The organism is Corallococcus terminator (assembly GCF_049194865.1).
Classification (GTDB): Bacteria; Myxococcota; Myxococcia; order Myxococcales; family Myxococcaceae; genus Myxococcus; species Myxococcus terminator_A.
This window is the reverse complement of record NZ_JBLZWL010000063.1, coordinates 26,519-45,106: the sequence shown is the minus strand read 5'-3', so window position 1 is coordinate 45,106 and position 18,588 is coordinate 26,519. Positions and strand designations below refer to the sequence as shown.

At 65.4% G+C, this 18,588-nt stretch carries 6 protein-coding genes, 1 tRNA gene and 5 pseudogenes; 3 read left to right on the top strand and 9 right to left on the bottom strand.

The genetic code is table 11. The features are described from left to right. Nucleotides 1-537 precede the first annotated feature (537 nt). Nucleotides 538-738: pseudogene (locus ACN469_RS20110) on the top strand (hypothetical protein); the annotation flags it as partial. A gap of 30 nt (nucleotides 739-768) precedes the next feature. Here ACN469_RS20110 and ACN469_RS20105 read toward each other — a convergent pair. The 8 genes and pseudogenes from ACN469_RS20105 to ACN469_RS20070 all read right to left on the bottom strand — a co-directional run. Beyond that, a pseudogene (locus ACN469_RS20105) lies at nucleotides 769-1,362 on the bottom strand (LysR substrate-binding domain-containing protein); the annotation flags it as partial. 89 nt (nucleotides 1,363-1,451) lie between these two features. Next, nucleotides 1,452-1,718 carry a hypothetical protein gene (locus ACN469_RS20100; protein ID WP_498770268.1) on the bottom strand — a complete coding sequence of 89 codons (267 nt, stop codon included), beginning with the start codon at nucleotides 1,716-1,718 and terminating at the stop codon, nucleotides 1,452-1,454. Between the two features lie 3 nt (nucleotides 1,719-1,721). Continuing rightward, nucleotides 1,722-5,270, bottom strand: coding sequence for a hypothetical protein (locus ACN469_RS20095; protein WP_498770266.1), 3,549 nt, complete (start codon nucleotides 5,268-5,270; stop codon nucleotides 1,722-1,724). A 13-nt stretch (nucleotides 5,271-5,283) separates the two neighbouring features. Continuing rightward, nucleotides 5,284-9,654 carry a hypothetical protein gene (locus ACN469_RS20090; RefSeq protein WP_498770265.1) on the bottom strand — a complete coding sequence of 1,457 codons (4,371 nt, stop codon included), beginning with the start codon at nucleotides 9,652-9,654 and terminating at the stop codon, nucleotides 5,284-5,286. Nucleotides 9,655-10,668: 1,014 nt separating this feature from the next. Beyond that, nucleotides 10,669-10,942 (bottom strand): annotated as a pseudogene (locus tag ACN469_RS20085) (IS3-like element ISMxa1 family transposase); the annotation flags it as partial. 21 nt (nucleotides 10,943-10,963) lie between these two features. Next, a pseudogene (locus ACN469_RS20080) lies at nucleotides 10,964-11,122 on the bottom strand (transposase); the annotation flags it as partial. A 72-nt stretch (nucleotides 11,123-11,194) separates the two neighbouring features. Further along, nucleotides 11,195-11,320, bottom strand: a pseudogene (locus ACN469_RS20075) (helix-turn-helix domain-containing protein); the annotation flags it as partial. A gap of 715 nt (nucleotides 11,321-12,035) precedes the next feature. Further along, complete coding sequence (locus tag ACN469_RS20070) at nucleotides 12,036-14,150, bottom strand: endonuclease/exonuclease/phosphatase family protein (RefSeq protein ID WP_498770263.1); 2,115 nt, start codon at nucleotides 14,148-14,150, stop codon at nucleotides 12,036-12,038. A gap of 552 nt (nucleotides 14,151-14,702) precedes the next feature. On the opposite strand from ACN469_RS20070, the gene ACN469_RS20065 reads away from it, so the two are divergent. Next, nucleotides 14,703-15,917 carry an SAM-dependent methyltransferase gene (locus tag ACN469_RS20065; protein ID WP_498770261.1) on the top strand — a complete coding sequence of 405 codons (1,215 nt, stop codon included), beginning with the start codon at nucleotides 14,703-14,705 and terminating at the stop codon, nucleotides 15,915-15,917. 1,240 nt (nucleotides 15,918-17,157) lie between these two features. Here the strand turns inward: ACN469_RS20065 and ACN469_RS20060 are convergent. Next, a tRNA-Asn gene (locus tag ACN469_RS20060) sits at nucleotides 17,158-17,230 on the bottom strand. Nucleotides 17,231-17,423: 193 nt separating this feature from the next. Here ACN469_RS20060 and ACN469_RS20055 point away from each other — a divergent pair. Continuing rightward, nucleotides 17,424-18,566: an RsmB/NOP family class I SAM-dependent RNA methyltransferase gene (locus ACN469_RS20055; protein WP_498770259.1), complete on the top strand. Its 1,143-nt coding sequence runs from the start codon at nucleotides 17,424-17,426 to the stop codon at nucleotides 18,564-18,566. Nucleotides 18,567-18,588 lie beyond the last annotated feature (22 nt).

Sequence of the window (18,588 nt, the reverse complement as noted above, 5' to 3'; positions counted from 1 at the left end):
TCCCCGCCGTCCCTGCTGAAGCGTCGCATTCCGCCGCCGGACCCTCCTTCATGGGGGCCCGGCGGTCGTGTCTCCAGGCCGCGAGCAACAGATTGGACGCGTCCCGCCGCGCGCAGGGGCCGCTGAGCCGGCGGCCATTCATGCGCCCTGCTTCCGGTCCCTCCGCCGGGCAATGTCGCCCGTGGTCGAGCAGGGGCCATGTAGCGGCGGAACGTGGCGATCGGACTCTGCGGATGGCTGGCGGCGTGCACGACGCCCCCAGTGTCGAACCCTTCTCCCGGGGCCTTGATGTGGATGACGGTGCCGGCTTCCCACGCACGCCTTCATTGCTCCAGGAAGTACGCACCTGCCAGCCGACGGTATCCCCCTGTGTCAGGGAAGATGTCGCTGCGGGTGGCCGTTGGGCCAGCCGCGCCGGGCTGCCGGGCGGCTTGGCTCCGTCCGCTCCTGTCGTGTCCTCGGCGCCGGACAAAAGGGCTTGGAGTGGGGCGAGGGGCAGGTCTGGTTTCTGCGCGCAGTGCGCAGCAGCTCCGGGGGATGGATTGGAGGGTGTCGAGTTTCTGCTCGCCGATGCCCACCGGGGATGGGGCATTGCGTCGGTGGCTTGGCTGCTGCGCGCTGGGCGCGCTCTTCGCAGAATCCCACGCCATGGGCCTTCTCACCTTCGGTGTCAATGTGACTTTGGATGAGTGCATCGACCATACCCAGGGAATCGCGGACGATGAGCTGCACGACTATTGACGCAGCGGTCTTTTCATTCTGCGAGCCTCATTTGCGAGCTACCGCGGCGTCGCGGGCCAGTGCGACGAACGCCGTGTGAGCGGCCGAGGAATTGCGTCGGCCAGGGTAGTAGAGGCAGAGCCGAGCGAGCTCCGGTGTCCAGTCCTCGAGCACGCGAACGAGGCGTCCCGCTTCGATGTCGCCTCGCACGTCCGGCTCCATGAAAAAGCCGAGTCCGATGCCCTCCAGGACGGCGATCCGCGAGAGGCTGGCCTCGTCCAGCGTGAGGGGCCCCGTCACATCGATCAGGGCCGTCTGCCCCCGCTTACGGAACTCCCACCGGAAGAGGCTGCCGTTCGGCAAGCGCACCCGGATACACCGATGACGGAAGAGGTCCGGTGGGACGCGCGGCCGACCGTGCTTCTTCAGGTACGCCGGCGAAGCGACGATGGCATGGCGTTGGGGCTCTCCCAGCGGAATTGCAATCATGTCGGTGGGCACGAGGTTCGCCATCCGCACGCCGAAGTCGAACCCCTCGGCGACGACGTCGACCAGCCGGCCTTCGGTCACGACGTCGACATGCACGTCCGGATGGCGGCGGAGGTACTCCAGCACCAGTGGCGCGAGGATCTCGCGGGCCGCTGTCGCAAATGCATGGGACGGCGCTCACTCCCGGCTGATAGAGTCCGAATGTTCGTCCGTCGTCCCGACGGTATCTCCCCTTGCCGAACTCAGACGTTCGGCGCGCTGCTCGCGTGGTCGAGCCGTCTCGTGCGCGAAGGCAAGGTTGTCCGCTCGCGCTCGGGACGAAAGGCGACGAGGAACTCGAGTACGCCGAGCGTGCGTTTCGCGCGCGTCGTCGCGTCGGCGATACGGTCTTCGGTCGGGGCGAGAGATTCCTCAACACCCTGACCCGCGGGATCGGTCTTTCTCGCCGTCCCGAACTCGGCGCAGATAACCGAATCGGTTTCCGTACGCTTGAACGGCGCGCTGTCCACGAGCTACGCCGGAGCGCACATCGCTGGGACCGGGGTCAGATTCGAGGCGCGCAGGATCCGAACCTGACCCAAACCAGTGCCGAGTGGATCGGAGCTCTCGAGGGCGCCGTGATAAACCTCGACCGCCATCGCCGTGAGCCCGGCGCCCGCGGGGAGCCCCAGGGCCGTGAGGGATTCTAGGATGGATTTCTGATCGAAGCGGGCTCGGGCATGCTGTCGGGGGTAGTCGGCCAAACGTTGGTCCCTGGGAGCGACTTCCGTTTCGGCGAGCGCGCGACCGATGAGTATGTTGCGCTTCGATACCCCATCGAGCTGCATCACCTGCGCGTAGAGCAGCGCCCAGATGTCGGTGCGCGGGTGATTCGGTCGCAAGCTTCGACCGTCGAGGACAGGTGTGGCGAGAGGCGCGCTCACGGCGACGTAGTCGGGAAGCCGGGTCGCGGCGCAGACCAGCGCCGGTGCAGGGTGCTGAACGCCGGTGACCCGCAACGGCAGGCCAAATCGCGCCTGTGCGGTGCACCAGCGGCTGGCGTCGTGTCCAACGCGCAACTCGTAGACGAAGAAGCCGAAGAGTCTCGGACTGGCAGGGTCGGCACCGGGCGGAAGAGGGAGAAGGAAATGCCGCACGGGTTGGCCTGGTTCGCGCGGCGTCGCGGGGATCAACGCCTGCATGGCGTCCAGGCCCGCGTGGTCGCCAGGTTGCCCAGGGGTGATAATCCGAATGGTTTCCGGATCGATCGGCAACCCGGGTTCCGGCGGAGCCCGCACCTCCTCGTCCTCGTGCAAAAGCAGCGGATCCGGTGCGTACGCGAGCACTCGAGCGAAGTAGAGATCGTCGGGGTCATCCGGCGCGGCTTCGAACTCCAGCCACAGATGGCGGCGGCGCCCCTCGGTGGAGGAGTAGTCGTCGGCCTTCTCGTAGGGCGAGAGCGCGATGCCGGCCGCGACGAGCCTCGGTGTCTGTCGCGGTGGGGCGGTGATCGGTAGACGCAACGGCCATTCGAGTGGCGGATCTGCGACGGGCGTCGGTTGCCAGAAGACGGGAACGATGGAGTACCGGCGCATCAACTCCGCGGGGTGACTCCCGGCGGGCGGCTTGCCGTCGACAGCGTCGAAAAAGACGAGATCGGTCTGGCCTCGCTCGTCGCCGTCGAGGGCCTCGCGACTGACGGAGCGCGGTAGCTCGATGGTCCCGGCGACCTCTCCGTTCGCCCGATGGATCTCGAAGCCGCGAGGAGCCACGCCGTCCCAGGTCCAGTCGCGGTCGAGCTGAACGCTGAGCGCCACGATCCATTGCTGCGCGAGCTCCGCCTTGGAGCCGAACGTGATGGCCGCCCGCGCCGAGCTCAGGGTGTGTGCCAGGTGGGAGGAGCAGCCGAAGACGGTGCGCCGTCCCCTGCCGCTCAGGGTCAAGCCGACGGCGTTCAAGTCGAGGCGCTGTGCCAAGCATTGAGCGAGGTCCGGGGGGACCTCCCCGCTTCGCCCCTGAAGCGCGGCCTCAGCGGCAAGTTGACTGGTCGCCGCTGGCTCGGGTTGAAGGAAAAACGCACGGATCTGCTCGCCGGCAGGCCGCCGGACGAAGAGCTCGCGCTCGTCGGCGGCTGGAGCGCGCAGCGCGACACTCACGTCGCGCTGCGCGAGCCGCGCTGCTTCCGAACCGAAGTACGCGAGCCCGGGATCGGGCTTCCCCACGGCACGCAACCGCAGCCGAACGTCGCGTGCGGTCGGCAAGGCCAGCGGCCCGACCCCGGGTTGGGCCTCGAACGGATCGGCCGGCTGTAGCTCGCGGACATCCTTGACGTCGCGAAAGTTGAATTCGACCTCCAAAGGGGCGTGGAGCGGGGCGCCGGCTGCGAAGTGTCGGACGGTCGTGTACAGCCGTAGGTGCGGCCCTCGCCTCCCTCTCACGCGGTCATCGCCTTCCAAGGTGCGCACCTCCACGGCGATTTGAACGGCGACGACATCCGGGTCGGGGACCCCGGTCTCCCTCTGCTCCAAGAGCGCCCGCGGGGTATCTGCCAGCAGCGCGTCGACGGGCGCGTCGAAACCGGTGAAGACGAGATCCGGATAGCCGATGAGCGGGCGGTGGACGAGCAAACGCGACGGCTCCTCCGTTACCGCGACTTCCTTCGGCGGCACCCAGCGACGGAACGGTACTTGCGCGATCGGTGCTGGTGCGGGGTTACGGGGGTCTCGGTCGGCACCAGGCCCGCCGCCGCTCAGATCGCGGAGCCGGACGCGGAATTCGTAGTCGCGACCATAGCGCAGCGGAACGGCGTCGTCGTCGATCGGCTCAAGCGTCGGAGCCGCGACGGCGATTTGCCCCGAGACCTCGAAAGCAGCGCGATCGCGCACGACGACCGAGCGCCCCGCCCACGACACGAAGTAGCTCGGGAGCCAAAAGTTGCCACTCTTCTGACCCTGCAGTTGAACTGGCGCCGTCTGCACCGCGAGCTCGGCGTCGAAGGTTCCGACGGCGAGCGGTCCGACTTGCACGGGACCGCGCGCCTTCACCATCGAGTGCCAATCAGCCGAGCCGGCGTGCCGTACGTCCAGTCGATAGCCGCCGACGCCGAGCAGAGTGTCCTCGGCGACGGCCGGATCGATGCTGCGGTTCAGCCAGATCGCGATCTGTTCGTCGTCCCATCCCAGCCGGACGCCGATGTCCTTCACGGGGAGAGGATCCGATGGATCCAGGTCGACCACGCCCATCGTGCGCGGTTGAGCGCCATGGACGATCTTGGCGAAGCCGTCGTCGTACGACTCGGCTTCCACGAAGACGTCGTCGTAGCTGCCGGGCGGGGCCGCGAGCACCGGAAAAAGCACGGCGGCAAAGAGGGCTCGCGGTTCCGTCAACGCTGGGACACGCGCGGCGTAGAGCGAAAGCAGGCTGGGGTCGGCCGCGGTCTCGCTCGCGTACGCGCTGCCGGGCGTCAGCGCGACGTGCAACCAGCCGCCGGTGTCGAAGATGCCTTCGGCCGGGACGACGATATCCCTGTAGAGGAGCCCCAACGCTTCGGCGAGCAGAGGATTCTTGAGCGCAAAGGCGACGACCTGTCCCCAGGTGACCTCGTCAGTCAGAGGAGGCCGCGGCGCTTGAGTCGCGACGTTGGTCTCCGTGAGCGCGCACTTGTAGCTATCGTCCGTGACGGCGAACCGCGTGCGCGGACCGTCGAACGCAAACGCGTTGCGGTAGCTCGGAGTCAAAAACTTCATGATCTGGGTCTGGGGCGGACGGAGCACGCGCGCCGGCGGGGCCGGCTTGATGTTGAAGGCCCCTTCCAGTTCGGCGAACAGCGCGGCGCGCTGGTTCGGCGTATCGAGGTCGACGGTCACACGCGCTGTCTTCACGCCGGGGCTCGGCATCGCCTCGAGCCCGGAGGTCAACACGACGTCGAGCCCGAGAGCCGCGTCCGCGAACGCCGGGGTTCCCGGCAACAGGGACTCACGCGGGTTGCCCTTGGGCAACACGAGAACCCGGAGACCGATCTGAGTTCCGTCCCAGAACTGCGGGAACGCGAGCACACTCAACCGTGCAGCGGTATTGGCCATGATTCTGTTTCCCTCAAGGCGGGATCGGGACGGGCAAGAGGCCAAAATGCGATGCGACAGCCAGCGCCGCGATCAACTTGCTGGGCAGCTTTTGGTCCCACTCGGTCTCGATCGAGTATTCGACGTCCAGTACCTGGAAGAGCTCGATTTCACCCGCGACGGTGAACTCGGCCCGAACGTTGATCTCTTCGTCGTCGACCCGCTTCACCAGGCCGATGACCTCAGCTTCAATACTCACCTTGAACAGCGCCTGCTTGCCGGCCGAGATCCCCGCCGTCACCGCCAGGCCCAGCAAGACCCCAGGGTGATATTCCTTCTTCGCGAAATCAGCGACGAACACGTAGCCGTAGCGCACCTCCCCTTCGAGCGTGAGGAGTCCGGGGATGAGGTGCTGTTCGCCCACGCTCCCCACCGCGGCCGCGGCGAGCTTGATTTCGAGTTTGACGGGCTCCTTCTCCGTGGGGTCGTATCCAGTAATGAAGTTCAGCCGGAACAAGCCTCCGCCGTAGATGAGGCGATTGATGATCGGGATCTGCAGCTTGCCCTCGATCTCGACGAACAACTCGACAGAGCCCCCCGGCATGGGGAAGTCCTTGACGGCGCGGGTGGTGCCGATCTCGAAGCCGAGAAAAAAATCACCCTCGATCTTGCCGGGTACCCTCAGCTCGAAGTTGCCCACATCCAGTTTGATCTTGAGCTTCTGGGCGCATTCGGCTTCCGCTGAGTTGGGTGTCTCGATCTGCAGGTCCACTGGGAGCCCGAACTCCTTCATCACCGTGATGAACTCTTCCACCGGCCGCAGCGCCCCGCCGAATTCGACGAGCGGCTTGCTGCCCTTCGGAGGCGAGCTGCTGTTCGCTTGCAGCGTAGAGATGATGCGCATCAGCGGTCCGAACGGCTCGATGTCCGTCACTGTGCTGATCGGCCCCATCTTGAATTTCCAACTCGGTCGTGCGCTGGAGTCGAAGCTCAGCTCGACCTGCGCGGATCCCTGCTGGAACTTGTCCCCGCCGCGATACTCGGTGAAGGCGTGGATGCCGGCCGCCTTGACGAGCTCCAGCACTCGAGGAGGCACCGTCTGCGTCAACGGCGCCGGCGAGAGGCGCATTTGTCCGGCTCCCAGGATCTGGAGCTCGTAGCTGTTGCTCGGAAACGCCAGCGCCTGCTTGAGCCGGGGGAAGACGCCGGTCGCTGCGGTCATCGCGTACGCGTCTGCCAAGAGCGGTGCGAGCTTACTGGTGACGCTGCGGACGCCGGACTCGATCCTCGGCTGCGGAAACAGAACACGAAAGGTCTGAGTCGCGAACAAGAGGCCATAGTCGGTCGCGGGCTCTGTCGGATCGAAGAGATCGACGGCGTCCGCGAAGCGGTAGGCATGCGGGTTTGCGTTCGGTGCCAGCGCGGCCTCTCCTCGACGAATCAACGGAACGCCGAGCGGGTCCACCGGCCCTGGCTCCGGGCTGTCAGCCGGCTCGTTGCGCGCACGAACGACGTTCCATTGCCCTTCGCGCGGCAGCTCGGGAGCACCGAACGCGGCGAGGGCGAAGTGTGGCTCCCCGGGCCCTGGCTGCTGAACCTTGAACGCGTAAGCGCTTCCCACTCTCAAGTGAAACCCCGAACCGCCGACGTCGATCTCGCAGTCGAGCGGGCCGCCCACCGGCGAGTTCGCGTCGAGCAGCTCCGCGAGTTGCTGCGGTGAGAGCGGGTGCTTTTGAGTCGAGTCGAGGTTGATCAACTGCACGAAACCGAGCTGCCGCTGCGAAGGCACCAAGCCGACGCGCTCGCCATGCGGTCCGAGCCCTTCGGAGGCTTGACCGCGCGATACGTTCTCGAACGCGATGTCGGCGTCGAAATAGACGGCTCGCAGCTCGACGTCGGGCTTGACCCGAACGCGCCGGGGCGTGTCGCGAATTTCCCGGATGTTGTACATGCCTTTGACGACGCCAGGGTGGAACACGCACGCGCAATCCGGGCGCATGAAGAGCCCGGGCGTCGCTGCCTCCCACCCGCTGTCCCGGCGCAACACTGCCCCGTTCCCCTCGCGCCGAATGGTGATGCGCCGGACCACGCGCGCCATGCACGGCCAGAGAATGCTCTGAATTTCGACCACCTCGTAGCTGGTGCGGCCGGTGAGAACGTTGAACTCGACCTTGGTGACGTCGACAGCAGCAGCCTTTTCGTTGGCCCAACGGCTGAGCGTGCTCGCGCCGTAGCCCGAGAAATCGATCCGCGACAAAGGGACGCGCTTGATCGTGTCGCCCGGATGAAACGCGTTATTGAAGAACCCCTCGACGTCCTGCCCGAGCACGCTTTGCGCTGGGGACGCGGTGCTGTTCGTCGTTTGGATGGCGCCGCCGGGGAGGCCGAGCGGAGTCGCAGCTCGGAGCGTCACCTGCAACCCGCCGCGGAGCGCCCCGAAGCGCGGCTGGTTCAGCGTCAGGGAGGGGCGGTCCGGGAACCTGCCTTCCCGATGGATGACGGCGACGGCCTTGATGCCAAACGGCAAGGTAAACTGCACCGCTCCGGCTGCGTCCGGCCGCTCCGTGAGCGCGACCATTCCGCGCAGCAAGGGCTCGGGGGCGATGGGCACCAGGTGCACGGTATCGACCGCGACGCCGACGACGAGAGGCCCGCCGTCGTCTCGCGAGACGAGCGGCTGCGGAAAGCCAGGCTGCAGGTCGTCAGGATGAGTGCGGACCGGCTCCCAACTCACTTGGGGCAAGGCCACCACGCGCAGATCCGCCACCGAGGCAGCCAGGAATTGTCCCTCCACCGCCAACGCGGGACTCTGACTCGGCGTGCTCCTGAAAGCCGCTCCCACGCCCAGGTGATCGGCGTTGCTCGACAGATCGAGCAGGACCAGCAGCGCTCGCCTCCGCTCTTCCTCGTCACCCAAGGCACGGTGGAAGAGCCGCCGCAGAAGGCCCTCGTCTCGCCCTCCTTCGGGGAAATCGAGGCCCGCGGGGAGCAGTTGTGCGAGGTCGCCGACCCCTTCTGCAGAGTGGGTGATGCGGAGCGTGAGCTGCGGTAAGTCCGGATCGGGCCAGGCCGTCACCGAGGTCAGGCGAAACGCCGAGGGTACGTCCGCGAGCCTTCGCCGGGTTTCGAAGTTCGCCGCGTAGGGATCCGGTAGAAACGGGACGACGTCGTGAAGGCTCCAGGTGAGCCGCAGGAAAGCGCCTTCGACTCGCGCTCCGTCGCGCAGCACGCCGACGAGGATGAGCGCCTCGACCGGTGTCGTCTTGAGCAACGCGTTCGCGAGGGCCAGTGAAACCAACTCGCCCGGCTCGGATCGCCGGTGCGCGAAGACGTGGACGTTGACGTCTTCCGAGCGCTGAGAAAGGTAGAACACGGTTCGTGGAGCACGAACTCGGGGGCGACTTCCGTCCGCATGAAGCGGCCGATCGAGGTGCGCCGAGAGCGTGGCGTTCCCGATCAGGGCTTCGGCCCCCTCGCGCGACGCGACGAACCGTAGGGGAAAAGGCTCTTCGAACGTCAGCTCCAGCGCTGAATCACGCCACAACGCCATGCTCTGTCGGGCAATTCGTGGCGCGCGACCTCGGGCGATCAGGGCAAGCTCTCGTGAATCCACGGCGATCATCGCGCGATCGGCGGAGTACCCACCCGCCTCGAGCCCCTGCCAGACCGCGCTGAATCCGTCGTCGACGACGAGGACCATCGCCCCCGCGTCAGCAGCTTCGCCGAGTTCTTCGATGGGCGTCGAGGCGTCGGTCGGGAGATACCAACCGGCGCTGACGATTCTCCAGGTGCCCCTCACGGCCATGAGCGCAGAGTGCACGTCGACGGGGGTCAGTCGACGAACGCTCGGTTCGTACGGCACCAGTACGCCGTCGGCGAGTTCCGGCACCCTTGCCGCTTCTTGCGTGCGGGTCATCTGCACCGCGGCGCCGTACACGGTCAAGCCGCCGTCGTCGGCGACGATGCGCTCCACTCGCAGCGACGACAATTCGAACGTTACTTTCCCGGGCCGCGACGCGCTCGCGTGCGCAGCGTCTTGACCAGCGCTCATCCCGAGTGGGGCGACGTCAGGCGGAGCGAGCTTCAGCGATAGGACGCACCTCGAGGCTCCCGCGAAGATTCGATTGCCGATCAGGCTGGCAACCTCGGGGAAAAGGAGCGTCCCTCCAGCAACGCGCAAGCCTGTGAAGCCCTGCGCGCCGTCCGCGAGGAGGCGCGCGTCGAGCCACACACTTCCGGCCCCAAACTCGAAGGTCAGTCCGTCCGGGCTCGACGCGTCTAGCGGGATCAGCAGGAAGGGAACGCCGCCTTCGCCCGATACTTGGACGAACGGGGTCGCCTCGAAGAGATCGAAAAAGACGAACCTCTCTCGCCCCTCGAGCATTGGCCCGAAGGTGCGACGCACGGCTCGCCCGCCTGAGCGGGCCGGAAAATTCGGGTCCTGGTTGGTGCTGCGAAGCGGAAGATCGCGTCGTAGAACGCTCGACGGCGGAGGCTTCACCGCGAGGTCGGTCCGCTCCGCCTCCACTTGGGCAACGACGGCCCTCAGCTCTGCCAAGACTCCGCTAAAGACGACGTCAGACGGAACGAACGACGATACCCCATCGCCCGGGCGGTCGAAGAGACGATGCGCCAACCGGCGCCTGAGCTCCGAGAGGTCCGCCGGTGTGGCGGGGTCAACGGGCTCAAGCGCACCTGTCACCCGGAACAGCTCGGCCAAGACTTGGAGAGCCTGCATTTGAGTTTCCCCGCCAGATTTGGTCTTCCGTACTCAGCCGATCCCCCAGATGGCGCCGCCGCCCTTGGGCAGGGACAAGGTTGGGAGGAGGGCAGGCGCTGCGGCCCCTTCGCTTCGCTCGCCTACCGGGGGGAACGGGGCGATGTGGCGGCAGATCCTCCTGCCGCTTTCTCTGCCCCCCCCGGGCGCACCTTGTCTGTGCTTGTTATTGCTAGACACGCGCACATCATACACCTCGGCCCCTTGGCCAGTGACCCGGAGAGAAGTCGGGAATCAAGGTCATCTTGTCAACACGCGCTGGTCGCTCGGCCGCCGCGGCCCTGAGGCGTTCCCGGCTGGGGACGTGGCAGCGACGCGCGTCCCTAGCCTGTCGTCAGCGCGTGCTAACGTGCCGCCCCATGTCGAACGGGAGCAGCGGGGGCCAAACTAATTAGGCGGCGGAGCCGTTTTATCCCGGTGAAGAGCAGCTGCGCAGTGCCAGTCTGCATGGGCCGCTTCATTCGGTAGACGATGCGCCCTGCCTCCGTTTCCTCGAAGCGCTCCAGCGCCAAGGCACCTCCAGCGTCGCCAGCCCATGTAGAGCGATGACTGCACGCGCCTCGCTCACTCACCCTGATGCCTTCCTGGCTAGCCTTTACGCACGCAATCGGCCGTGACCGTGATTGGCAACCTCACCCGCCAGTGGATGGCGTGGATGCGTGCGGAGAGCTGGGCGTCCTCCGCGGCCCGCTTCGAAGCGGGCCGCGCCCTCCAGGCGTAGTAGCCCGCCTCGGTGACACCCGGCACATCGTCGCTACCGCATGGTCGGCCTGGTTCTCGCTCACGAATCGGAACGCTTCTTGGGCGTCCCGACGCCCTCCTGAGCGAACCAGGCCGCGGCTTTTGAGAGGATGTCACGCTCCTCGCGCAGCACCTTCACCTCGCGCCGCAAGCGGGCCAACTCCTGCTTCTCGTCCGTTGTCAGCCCGTCCTGGCGCTTGCCTTCGTCTAGCTCGCCCTGACGTACCCAGTTGCGCACCGTCGTGTCGGTGACGTGGAACTCCTCGGCCAAGCTGCTCGTTGTCCGTCCCGCCTTGGCCAACTCGACGATTCGAGCCCGGAACTCAGCGGGGTATGGAGGCTTCGGTTTCGGCATCGTTGGGTCCTTCTCCCACAGTTGAACGGACTCAACGAAACCGACGCAACTCCAGTTGGCCGCTCTCCTGTCTCGCAGCGCTTCGCGTCCGGCCTCTCGGTAGCGCCGCACGGCACCGACGACGGTGGAGGTGGCACAGCCCAGTGCCCGCGCGGCGGCGTTGCATGACGCCCCTCGCCCCACGGCCGCCACCGCCATGCACCGTCGAAAGGTGAGCGGGCAGCCACTCTTCTCCCCCCACCGGAGCAGCGCCTGGCGCTGCTTCCTCTTCAGCCACTGCCTACCTTTGCCCTCGGGCAGGGCCTTCTCGCTCTCAGGTTTTCTGCGCACACAGAGCCGAACGAGAGGTGCCCCTGCTCCCTCTTCCCGCTCACTCCGCGCCCGCTTGCTCCCCAGCCTGATCGCGAATCACGAACTTCGGTTTAGGTATGAAGGCTGCTCTCGTCGTCGTGATGGTCGTGCCGGCGCCTCGCTCACTCGATTTGACGCACTGCCCAGTGTGGCATGGACGCACGCGTGACGCAGCGACCGAGTATGGGGTAGGCACACGCACTCATAACGCAGCGGTCGGATTTTTGGGTAGGCACAGGATCAGTACAGGCTGGGAGCTGTTCCCCCAGCGGCGGGCTCGGGGTGGCTCAAGCCAGTCTCAGCCCCACCGGCCCGTTTCGCGAGTCCCATTCCTCGACGATGCAGGTTTCGCCCCAGCCTTCGACACACGCATGACGCAGCGACTGTATATTGGGAAGGCCCAGGAGGGGAGTGGCTGCAAACACAGTGAGGGAATTTGCCATCAACGGCGAAGGAGGGCACGGTCGCATGCGAACGCCTGCGAACACCGCCTGGTCCCAAACTCGGTTAGCCATCGAGACCCGTCGCGCCGCGTGGGCGTCACGCAGGACACGGCCCCGGCTCAGGGCTCCCGGCCAACTTGAACATTCAGGCGATACTCGCCCGTGCCGGGTTTCAGTATCACCTCGAACCGACTCGATGCAGCCGCTTCCGGCAGAGCTGGGATATGCTTCACGTCCTCGTCGTCCCCGAACGTCTCATCCTCGACAATCTTAACCTCGATGCTGTTCACGTAGCCGGTATCTTCGGGGCGCCAGTTCGCGTTTGGCAGGCCTTTGATGGTCAGCAAGTCGTCGGTGTTGACGTCCTCCTGCCCCTCGATCAGCTTGAGAGGGTCGCCGAAGCCGTCAGGGCGGACTTCCAGCGAGATTTCATCCCCGCCTGCCCAGTCCGCCCCCGTCTCATCCTTGCATTCTAGTCTCGGAGGGTCCGTGACGTCGAACCGCAGGTAGTTCATGGCGCTGAACCACCGGGCAGTGAAACCGATCTGGGCGACGTCGTCGCGGGTCACTTGCAAAAAGACCTGCTCGCCGCCGGGCCTGTGCGCCATAACCTGTAAGGTCGGATCTGCGGAGCCTGCCGCGCCCCATTCCTCCTCATCGGTCGCCGATCCGGGGTCGGGTCGATGCACGACGCGAAGCTTCAGCCGGCCGCCCGTCGGGTTGAGCACCTCGAACTTGGACGTGTGAGACGCACCGCTCACCGCGCGCCGCACTAGCGCCGTGAACCACAGCTCCATGGGCGGGTTTACGCTCACTGTCGAGAGCGAGCCCCAGTTCAACCCGACCGGATCGCGCTGAGGAGAAATTGGCACGGCGTCATAGGGGCTCGTGCCAATATGACGGTAGTAGCCGAGTTGGACCGGCCCCGCATCGTCCTTGTGCCGGAACACGCGCACGTAGAACTGGTCGACAGGAATCACGAACGTCCAAGCCCGCTGCCGCAGAGACGGAGTGTCACCGCGCCGCCATGCGGGGCCCGCATGTGGGATCTTTCCAAGCTGGGTCGTGTACTGAGGCCTCAGTACCTGACTCATATTGTCGGGCAGATAGACTTCGAAACTCGTGTGCTCGTCGGATGTCAGGCTCCAGCCCCCGCGGCCCGAGAACCTCAGCCACGCCATTCCCGCGTCCTCGAGATTCTGGTCGTAGATCCCGGTTGCGAGCCCTGACATATCCCGCGCATCGCAGGGCGAACAGTGCACATCGTGGAGATTGAGCTCGGCGGCAACGCCGATGTGATCACTTAGCCCGACATGGGTGAGGAACATGCGCTGGACGGCAAAGCGTCGACGCTCACGGGGAGGCGACGCGGCAAAGGGCGGATCCATGAGCAACACGTAGTCGAGCCGTGACTCCCAGCCGTGCTCGACGTCGCGGTTGGTGACGCCGCGATCCGTCAGGCCGTTGGTCCCCGGCGCAATGAACCGCTCCCACGCATCCGTCATGTTGGTGGTAAAGAAGGGGACCTTGCTTCCGTTCTGGAAGACATCCAGCCATTCTTGGCGCGCCGGACCGATACCCTGGATGTTCATGTCACCGCAAATAATTGTTGCGGCTCGCGAAGGCGTCGTGAAGTCTTGCAGCGCATTGGTTGTGACCAATTTCTCGACCTGCTCGAGCTGCGTTGCCCGCACCTTGCGGTACTCATCGAACGCTGCGTACGATGCCTGCATGTGGGTTACGAAAACGTTATAGACGCACGTTGCGGAGCGGCGGACCTGCACCATGGCGACGCCCTTGTCGGCAAGGCTGTCAGTGTCTCGATAGTCGGCGTATGACATGAACGCCCTGTTGATGATCGGGAAGCGGCTGAGAACCATCAGGCCGGCATCGTCCGGCACCTCGATCTTGGCGAGGATCTCTGCAAACGCGACGCCGGCAGGGAGCGCAAGCAGCGGATGGCCAGCCTTGAGGCCCGCGAGAATCGACCCGATCACCATGTACTTGTCGGTGATGCCCAGTGTTCGGGTGGGCCCGAACTTTGCCGCGACGTGGCTCCACTCTGCAGAGAGACGCGCCTTCAGGATGTCGCGCGCGGTCTCATCCAGGACCTCGTTCAGACAGATCACATCCGGCCAGCGGTCGCGGAGGAACGCCGCAGCGATGGCTTTCGCTCTCGCATTGACTGCGTCCTGGTTGATGACGGCGTCGTTCGTCATCAACTTGACGTTCATCGTTACGACGCGTAGTCGGTGGTCTAGCCCAGCCATCGTCACACCTAGATTTTCACTTGACGATTCCATGGTTGCATATGGGCGGTGCTGCACACCATGCGACGTGGGTCTTGCGGAATGTCGACCCTATTACGTATCTGTTCGCCATCCCCTGTCGTGTGAGCCTAGTACCGCACCTCTACCCGACACAGGTGCATGGGGAGTTGCGGAAGCTCGACCAACGCTTTGGGGAACTCGGCTGGGGCGGCTTGCTCCGCCTGGTCTCGGTCCTGCGGGGGCTTACTCGGTGTCTACCTGGGGTATGGCGAACAAGTACGACCGTTCGCGCCTCGCTCGCTGTGACGCACTGCCCAATGTGGCCCGGACGTAACTATGACGCGGCGACCGAGTTATGGATAGGCATACGCGCTCAGGACGAAGCGACTGGGTTTGGGGTAGGTGCGGCTCTTGCGTTTCCTCCAAACTACAACTGCAGGACTATGCAGTGCCGGGCTTGCTTGCGTACCGGGCGCGCACCCGTAACGCTGTGCCTTATCATTATTGGAGATAGACATGAGCAATACGCCGCTGACCGATTTTCTCGCTGGCTTGTCCGATCCCCTAGTCCTGGGTCGCTTCCGCGCCGATCCGGAGGCGCTGATATCCGAAGCCGGCCTCTCCGAAGAGCTTGCTGGGCTTGTGTTGAAAGGCCACCCTGGCGCCATACGTGTTCGGGCCGTGAAGGAGCTTGAGCTTGCCGGTCTGTCTCCAGTGGTGAGCGATAAATTCGATGCCGCCGGCCAGCAGCCTATGAATATTTCGATGAACAGTTACACCACCAGCTCCTTCACAGCCAACACCAGCACTAGCACGACATTCACTACCAACACCACGGACCACGTCACCACGACCACCGATCAAACAACAACGACGACCCACAACAGTGTCGTTGGTGAAGACTGGTCCATTATCGATGTTATTGAACAGGCGATCCGTTACTTTGGGGCACTCGAATTTCGAGAAAGAGGGCAGCTTGTGGTCGTCGGCAGCGGCATACGCGCAATCGCGGATATCACGTTCGATGCCGAAGCTCACATCCGCAGCGCCCAGAAAGTTTTGTATTGCGTCGCCGATCCGGTCACCGAACGGCGTTTGCATCTACTCAATCCTTCCTCGGAGTCCTTATATGGACTCTACAGCAATGACCGGCTTCGTATCGATACCTACCAAGCCATGGTGGACGCACTGATGGCGCCGGTGCGAGCGGGCTTGCGCGTGTGTGGCGTCTTCTATGGACATCCTGGCGTCTTTGCTTGGCCGACCCATCAAGCGGTGAGAGTTGCGCGGCGGGACGGCTTTCGCGCCGAGATGCACGCGGCTGTCTCGGCGGATGCCTCACTGTTTGCGGACCTTGGGATTGACCCGTCCCGTCCCGGATGTCATTCGCTGGAGGCCACCGATTTCCTCATCCACAGACGCCGGCCCGACACGAGTTCGCACTTTCTGCTCTGGCAGGCGGAGTGTGCAGGAGATGCGGGATTTAATTTTGCTGGCTATCGGCGTCATAATTTTGATGTGCTCATTGAGAGACTCCAGATGTTTTACCCCACCTCCCATCCCGTCATTATTTATGAAGCTTCGTTCCTCCCCCAAGGCCGGCCGCTGATTGTCAAGACGACGCTGGGCAGCATACGCAAGGACGAGCTGACGGGGATATCGACGCTGTACTTCCCCCCGGCTATCAAGAATGAGATCGATCAGGACATGTGCCGCCGTCTCGGCCTGTAATGACCACGCTGCTGGCAAAGTCTTCGCCGCGCGCTGCGGGCGGGATCACGTCTTGCTCGCATGTGACGCCTCAATGGCGAGCGAGTGTGCTCATCCCGACGGGGCGGAGGACTGTCGAGGCTGAGTTGGCTTGAGCGGTGGAAGGCTGCAAAGCGGAGATTGCGATCAAGTGATGCCCCCTGTGGATGAGTAGATGGCCTCTACTCGATGAACTCGAGGCCCTGGTGCACCGAGAGGAACTGCTAGTCCGCGCCATGGGGATGAGGTGCTTCGCATGATGTGTCGGTGGCCAGGGGCGCGTGGCCGGGCCCGAGTGTCACCGCGCATGCTGTTTGATGGTTACACAGCGTTTCACGGACCAGCTCGTTGATGGGCGCTTTCAGCAAGCGCGTGAAACCACTGAAATCCATCATGGGCGTGCGCGGCAGGGTGTCTCCACCGATGATGGGCGGATGTTTTGAGGCGATTCCCCTTGGGGAATAGACGGTCGCAGTCAGGGCCGGAGCACAAGGCGGATCAAGGCTTCCGGGGGGGCAACGCCGTCAGGCAGCCGCAGGGCCTTGAACCGACTCGGTATTCCGGCGTCCATCATCCAGCCGGTTCAATCGACCCTCAACAAGCGTGCGCGGCAAAACCGAGGGGCGCTGGAGGTGCTGCGCTCCTGTGGGTCGCAGCACCTCTCGAGGGGAGGTGCTCTGCGGAGTCTTGGCGCTCGCGGGAGGCGCAGGACGAGAGCGCTGTCTGTCTTGCGCGGAGATGCGAGGGCCCGGTGAAGGCGGGCAGAGACGGCTGATCCGAGGTTCCTGAAAGCATCTTCACTTGCAGTTTTGGTTTGAAGGCTCCCCCCTGGCCTTGCGGCGCGCTTGCCGGGAGCTGGAAATCAGGTAAGAGACGAATCCAAGAAGCGGAGAGAGGTGCCTTTCCGGAAACCTCAGAGCGGAAAGAGCGGGTCTCCAGGGGAATGTTGTTAACCACCTCCCCAATGGTTAACAGCACCTGTTAACCACTCTCGGCCTCTCTCCCCAGAACGGGGGAAAGAGCGGTCCAGAGAGCCCAATCGGCGGCGGAGGAGAGGGGGCATCTCGCTCTTGCCGGGTGGAGGGCCGAGAGCGCCCTCTTCAGCGCCGCGAGCCAGAATCTCTTAGGATTCAGCGGCTTAAGCACGAAGGCCCCGCGATGTTCATCGCGAGGCCCGTGTTAAACAAAAAGGCCCTGCCAGTTGGCAGGGCCTTCTATTCAGCTCCCCGACGAGGACTCGAACCTCGGACCTAGTGATTAACAGTCACCCGCTCTACCGGCTGAGCTATCGGGGAATATGTCCTCGCTGTGGTAACGGCGCCGCAGCGATGACGCGCTTTCTAGAGAACGGAGCCCCCTCTGTCAACTGTCCCGTTTGATCCGCTCTCCCGGCTCCAGGGTCCACCCTGGTCCGCCCTCGCCGGGCTCGCCCCCGTTTCCTCCGAGGCCATCTCCCTCGTGCTCGCCGGCTCCCCCGCCGAGCGCGTCGTGGATCGCACCCTCCGTGCTCATCGCTCCCTCTCCCGCGACCAGCGCCAGGCCCTCAAGGAAGCCATCTTCAACGTCGGCCTCTGGCGCCGCCGCCTCGCCTTCCTCCTCGACCAGGACGACGCTCCACCCCCGCTCCTCCTCTTCGCCTTCCTCCACGGCCTCGCCCACGTCCCCGCTCCCGAGGCCGCCTCGCTCGCCGGAGTAGGGGAGGGCGTTCCCACCCTGAACCCCTCGCCGCCCCCCTCACTCGCCCTCCGCTACTCCCTCCCGGACTGGCTCGCCGACCACTTCTCCCGCGAACTCGGCCCCGACGCCGACGCCTTCTGCGCCCACCTCAACGTCCCCGGGCCCATCACCCTCCGTCTCAATCCACTCCGCTCCTCCCGTGAGGAACTCGCCGAGCGCCTCCGCTCCGAGGGCGTCTCCACCCTCCCGGGCCCCTGGAGCCCGCTCGCCCTCCACATCGAAGGGCCTCGGCCCAACCTCTACGCGCTGCCCTCCCTCCAGGAAGGCCGCTTCGAGGTCCAGGACGAGGGCAGCCAGCTCCTCGGCCTCCTCCTGGAGGCCCTCCCCGGCGAAACCGTGGTCGACCTGTGCGCGGGCGCCGGGGGCAAGACGCTCCAGCTCGGCGCCGCCATGCGCGACTCCGGCCGCCTCTTCGCCCATGACCCCGACCCGGAGCGGCTCGACCGACTCCTCCAGCGCTCCTCCCGCGCCGGCCTCACCCGCGTCCAGGTCCTCCGGTCCCCTCCCAGCCCGGGCCTCGGCGCCGACCGCGTCCTCGTGGACGCTCCCTGCTCGGAGCTGGGCTCCCTCCGCCGCGGCCCCGACCAGCGCTTCCGCATCACCCCCGACGTCCTCGCCCACTTCCCTCCGCTCCAACTCGACATCCTCCAGCGCGGCGCGGACCTGGTGCGCCCAGGGGGCCGGCTCGTCTACGCCACCTGCACCGTGAACCGCGCCGAGAACGAGGACGTCGTCTCCGCCTTCCTCGCGGCCCGGCCCGACTACCGCCTCAGCCGTCCCGGCGCGGGGTGGCTCTCCGACGCCTGTCTTCGCGACGGCTTCCTCTTCGTCGCCCCCCACAGCCACGGCACCGACGCGTTCTTCGCGGCCGTCCTGGAGCGCTCGGCCGGGTAGGGGAGGGGGCTTCGAGCGACCG

What these genes read in the sequence shown, in the direction of transcription:
- ACN469_RS20095 (WP_498770266.1), bottom strand. Translation starts at nt 5,270, where the DNA reads ATGGCCAATACCGCTGCACGGTTGAGTGTGCTCGCGTTCCCGCAGTTC.
- ACN469_RS20070 (WP_498770263.1), bottom strand. Translation starts at nt 14,150, where the DNA reads ATGAACGTCAAGTTGATGACGAACGACGCCGTCATCAACCAGGACGCA.
- ACN469_RS20065 (WP_498770261.1), top strand. Translation starts at nt 14,703, where the DNA reads ATGAGCAATACGCCGCTGACCGATTTTCTCGCTGGCTTGTCCGATCCC.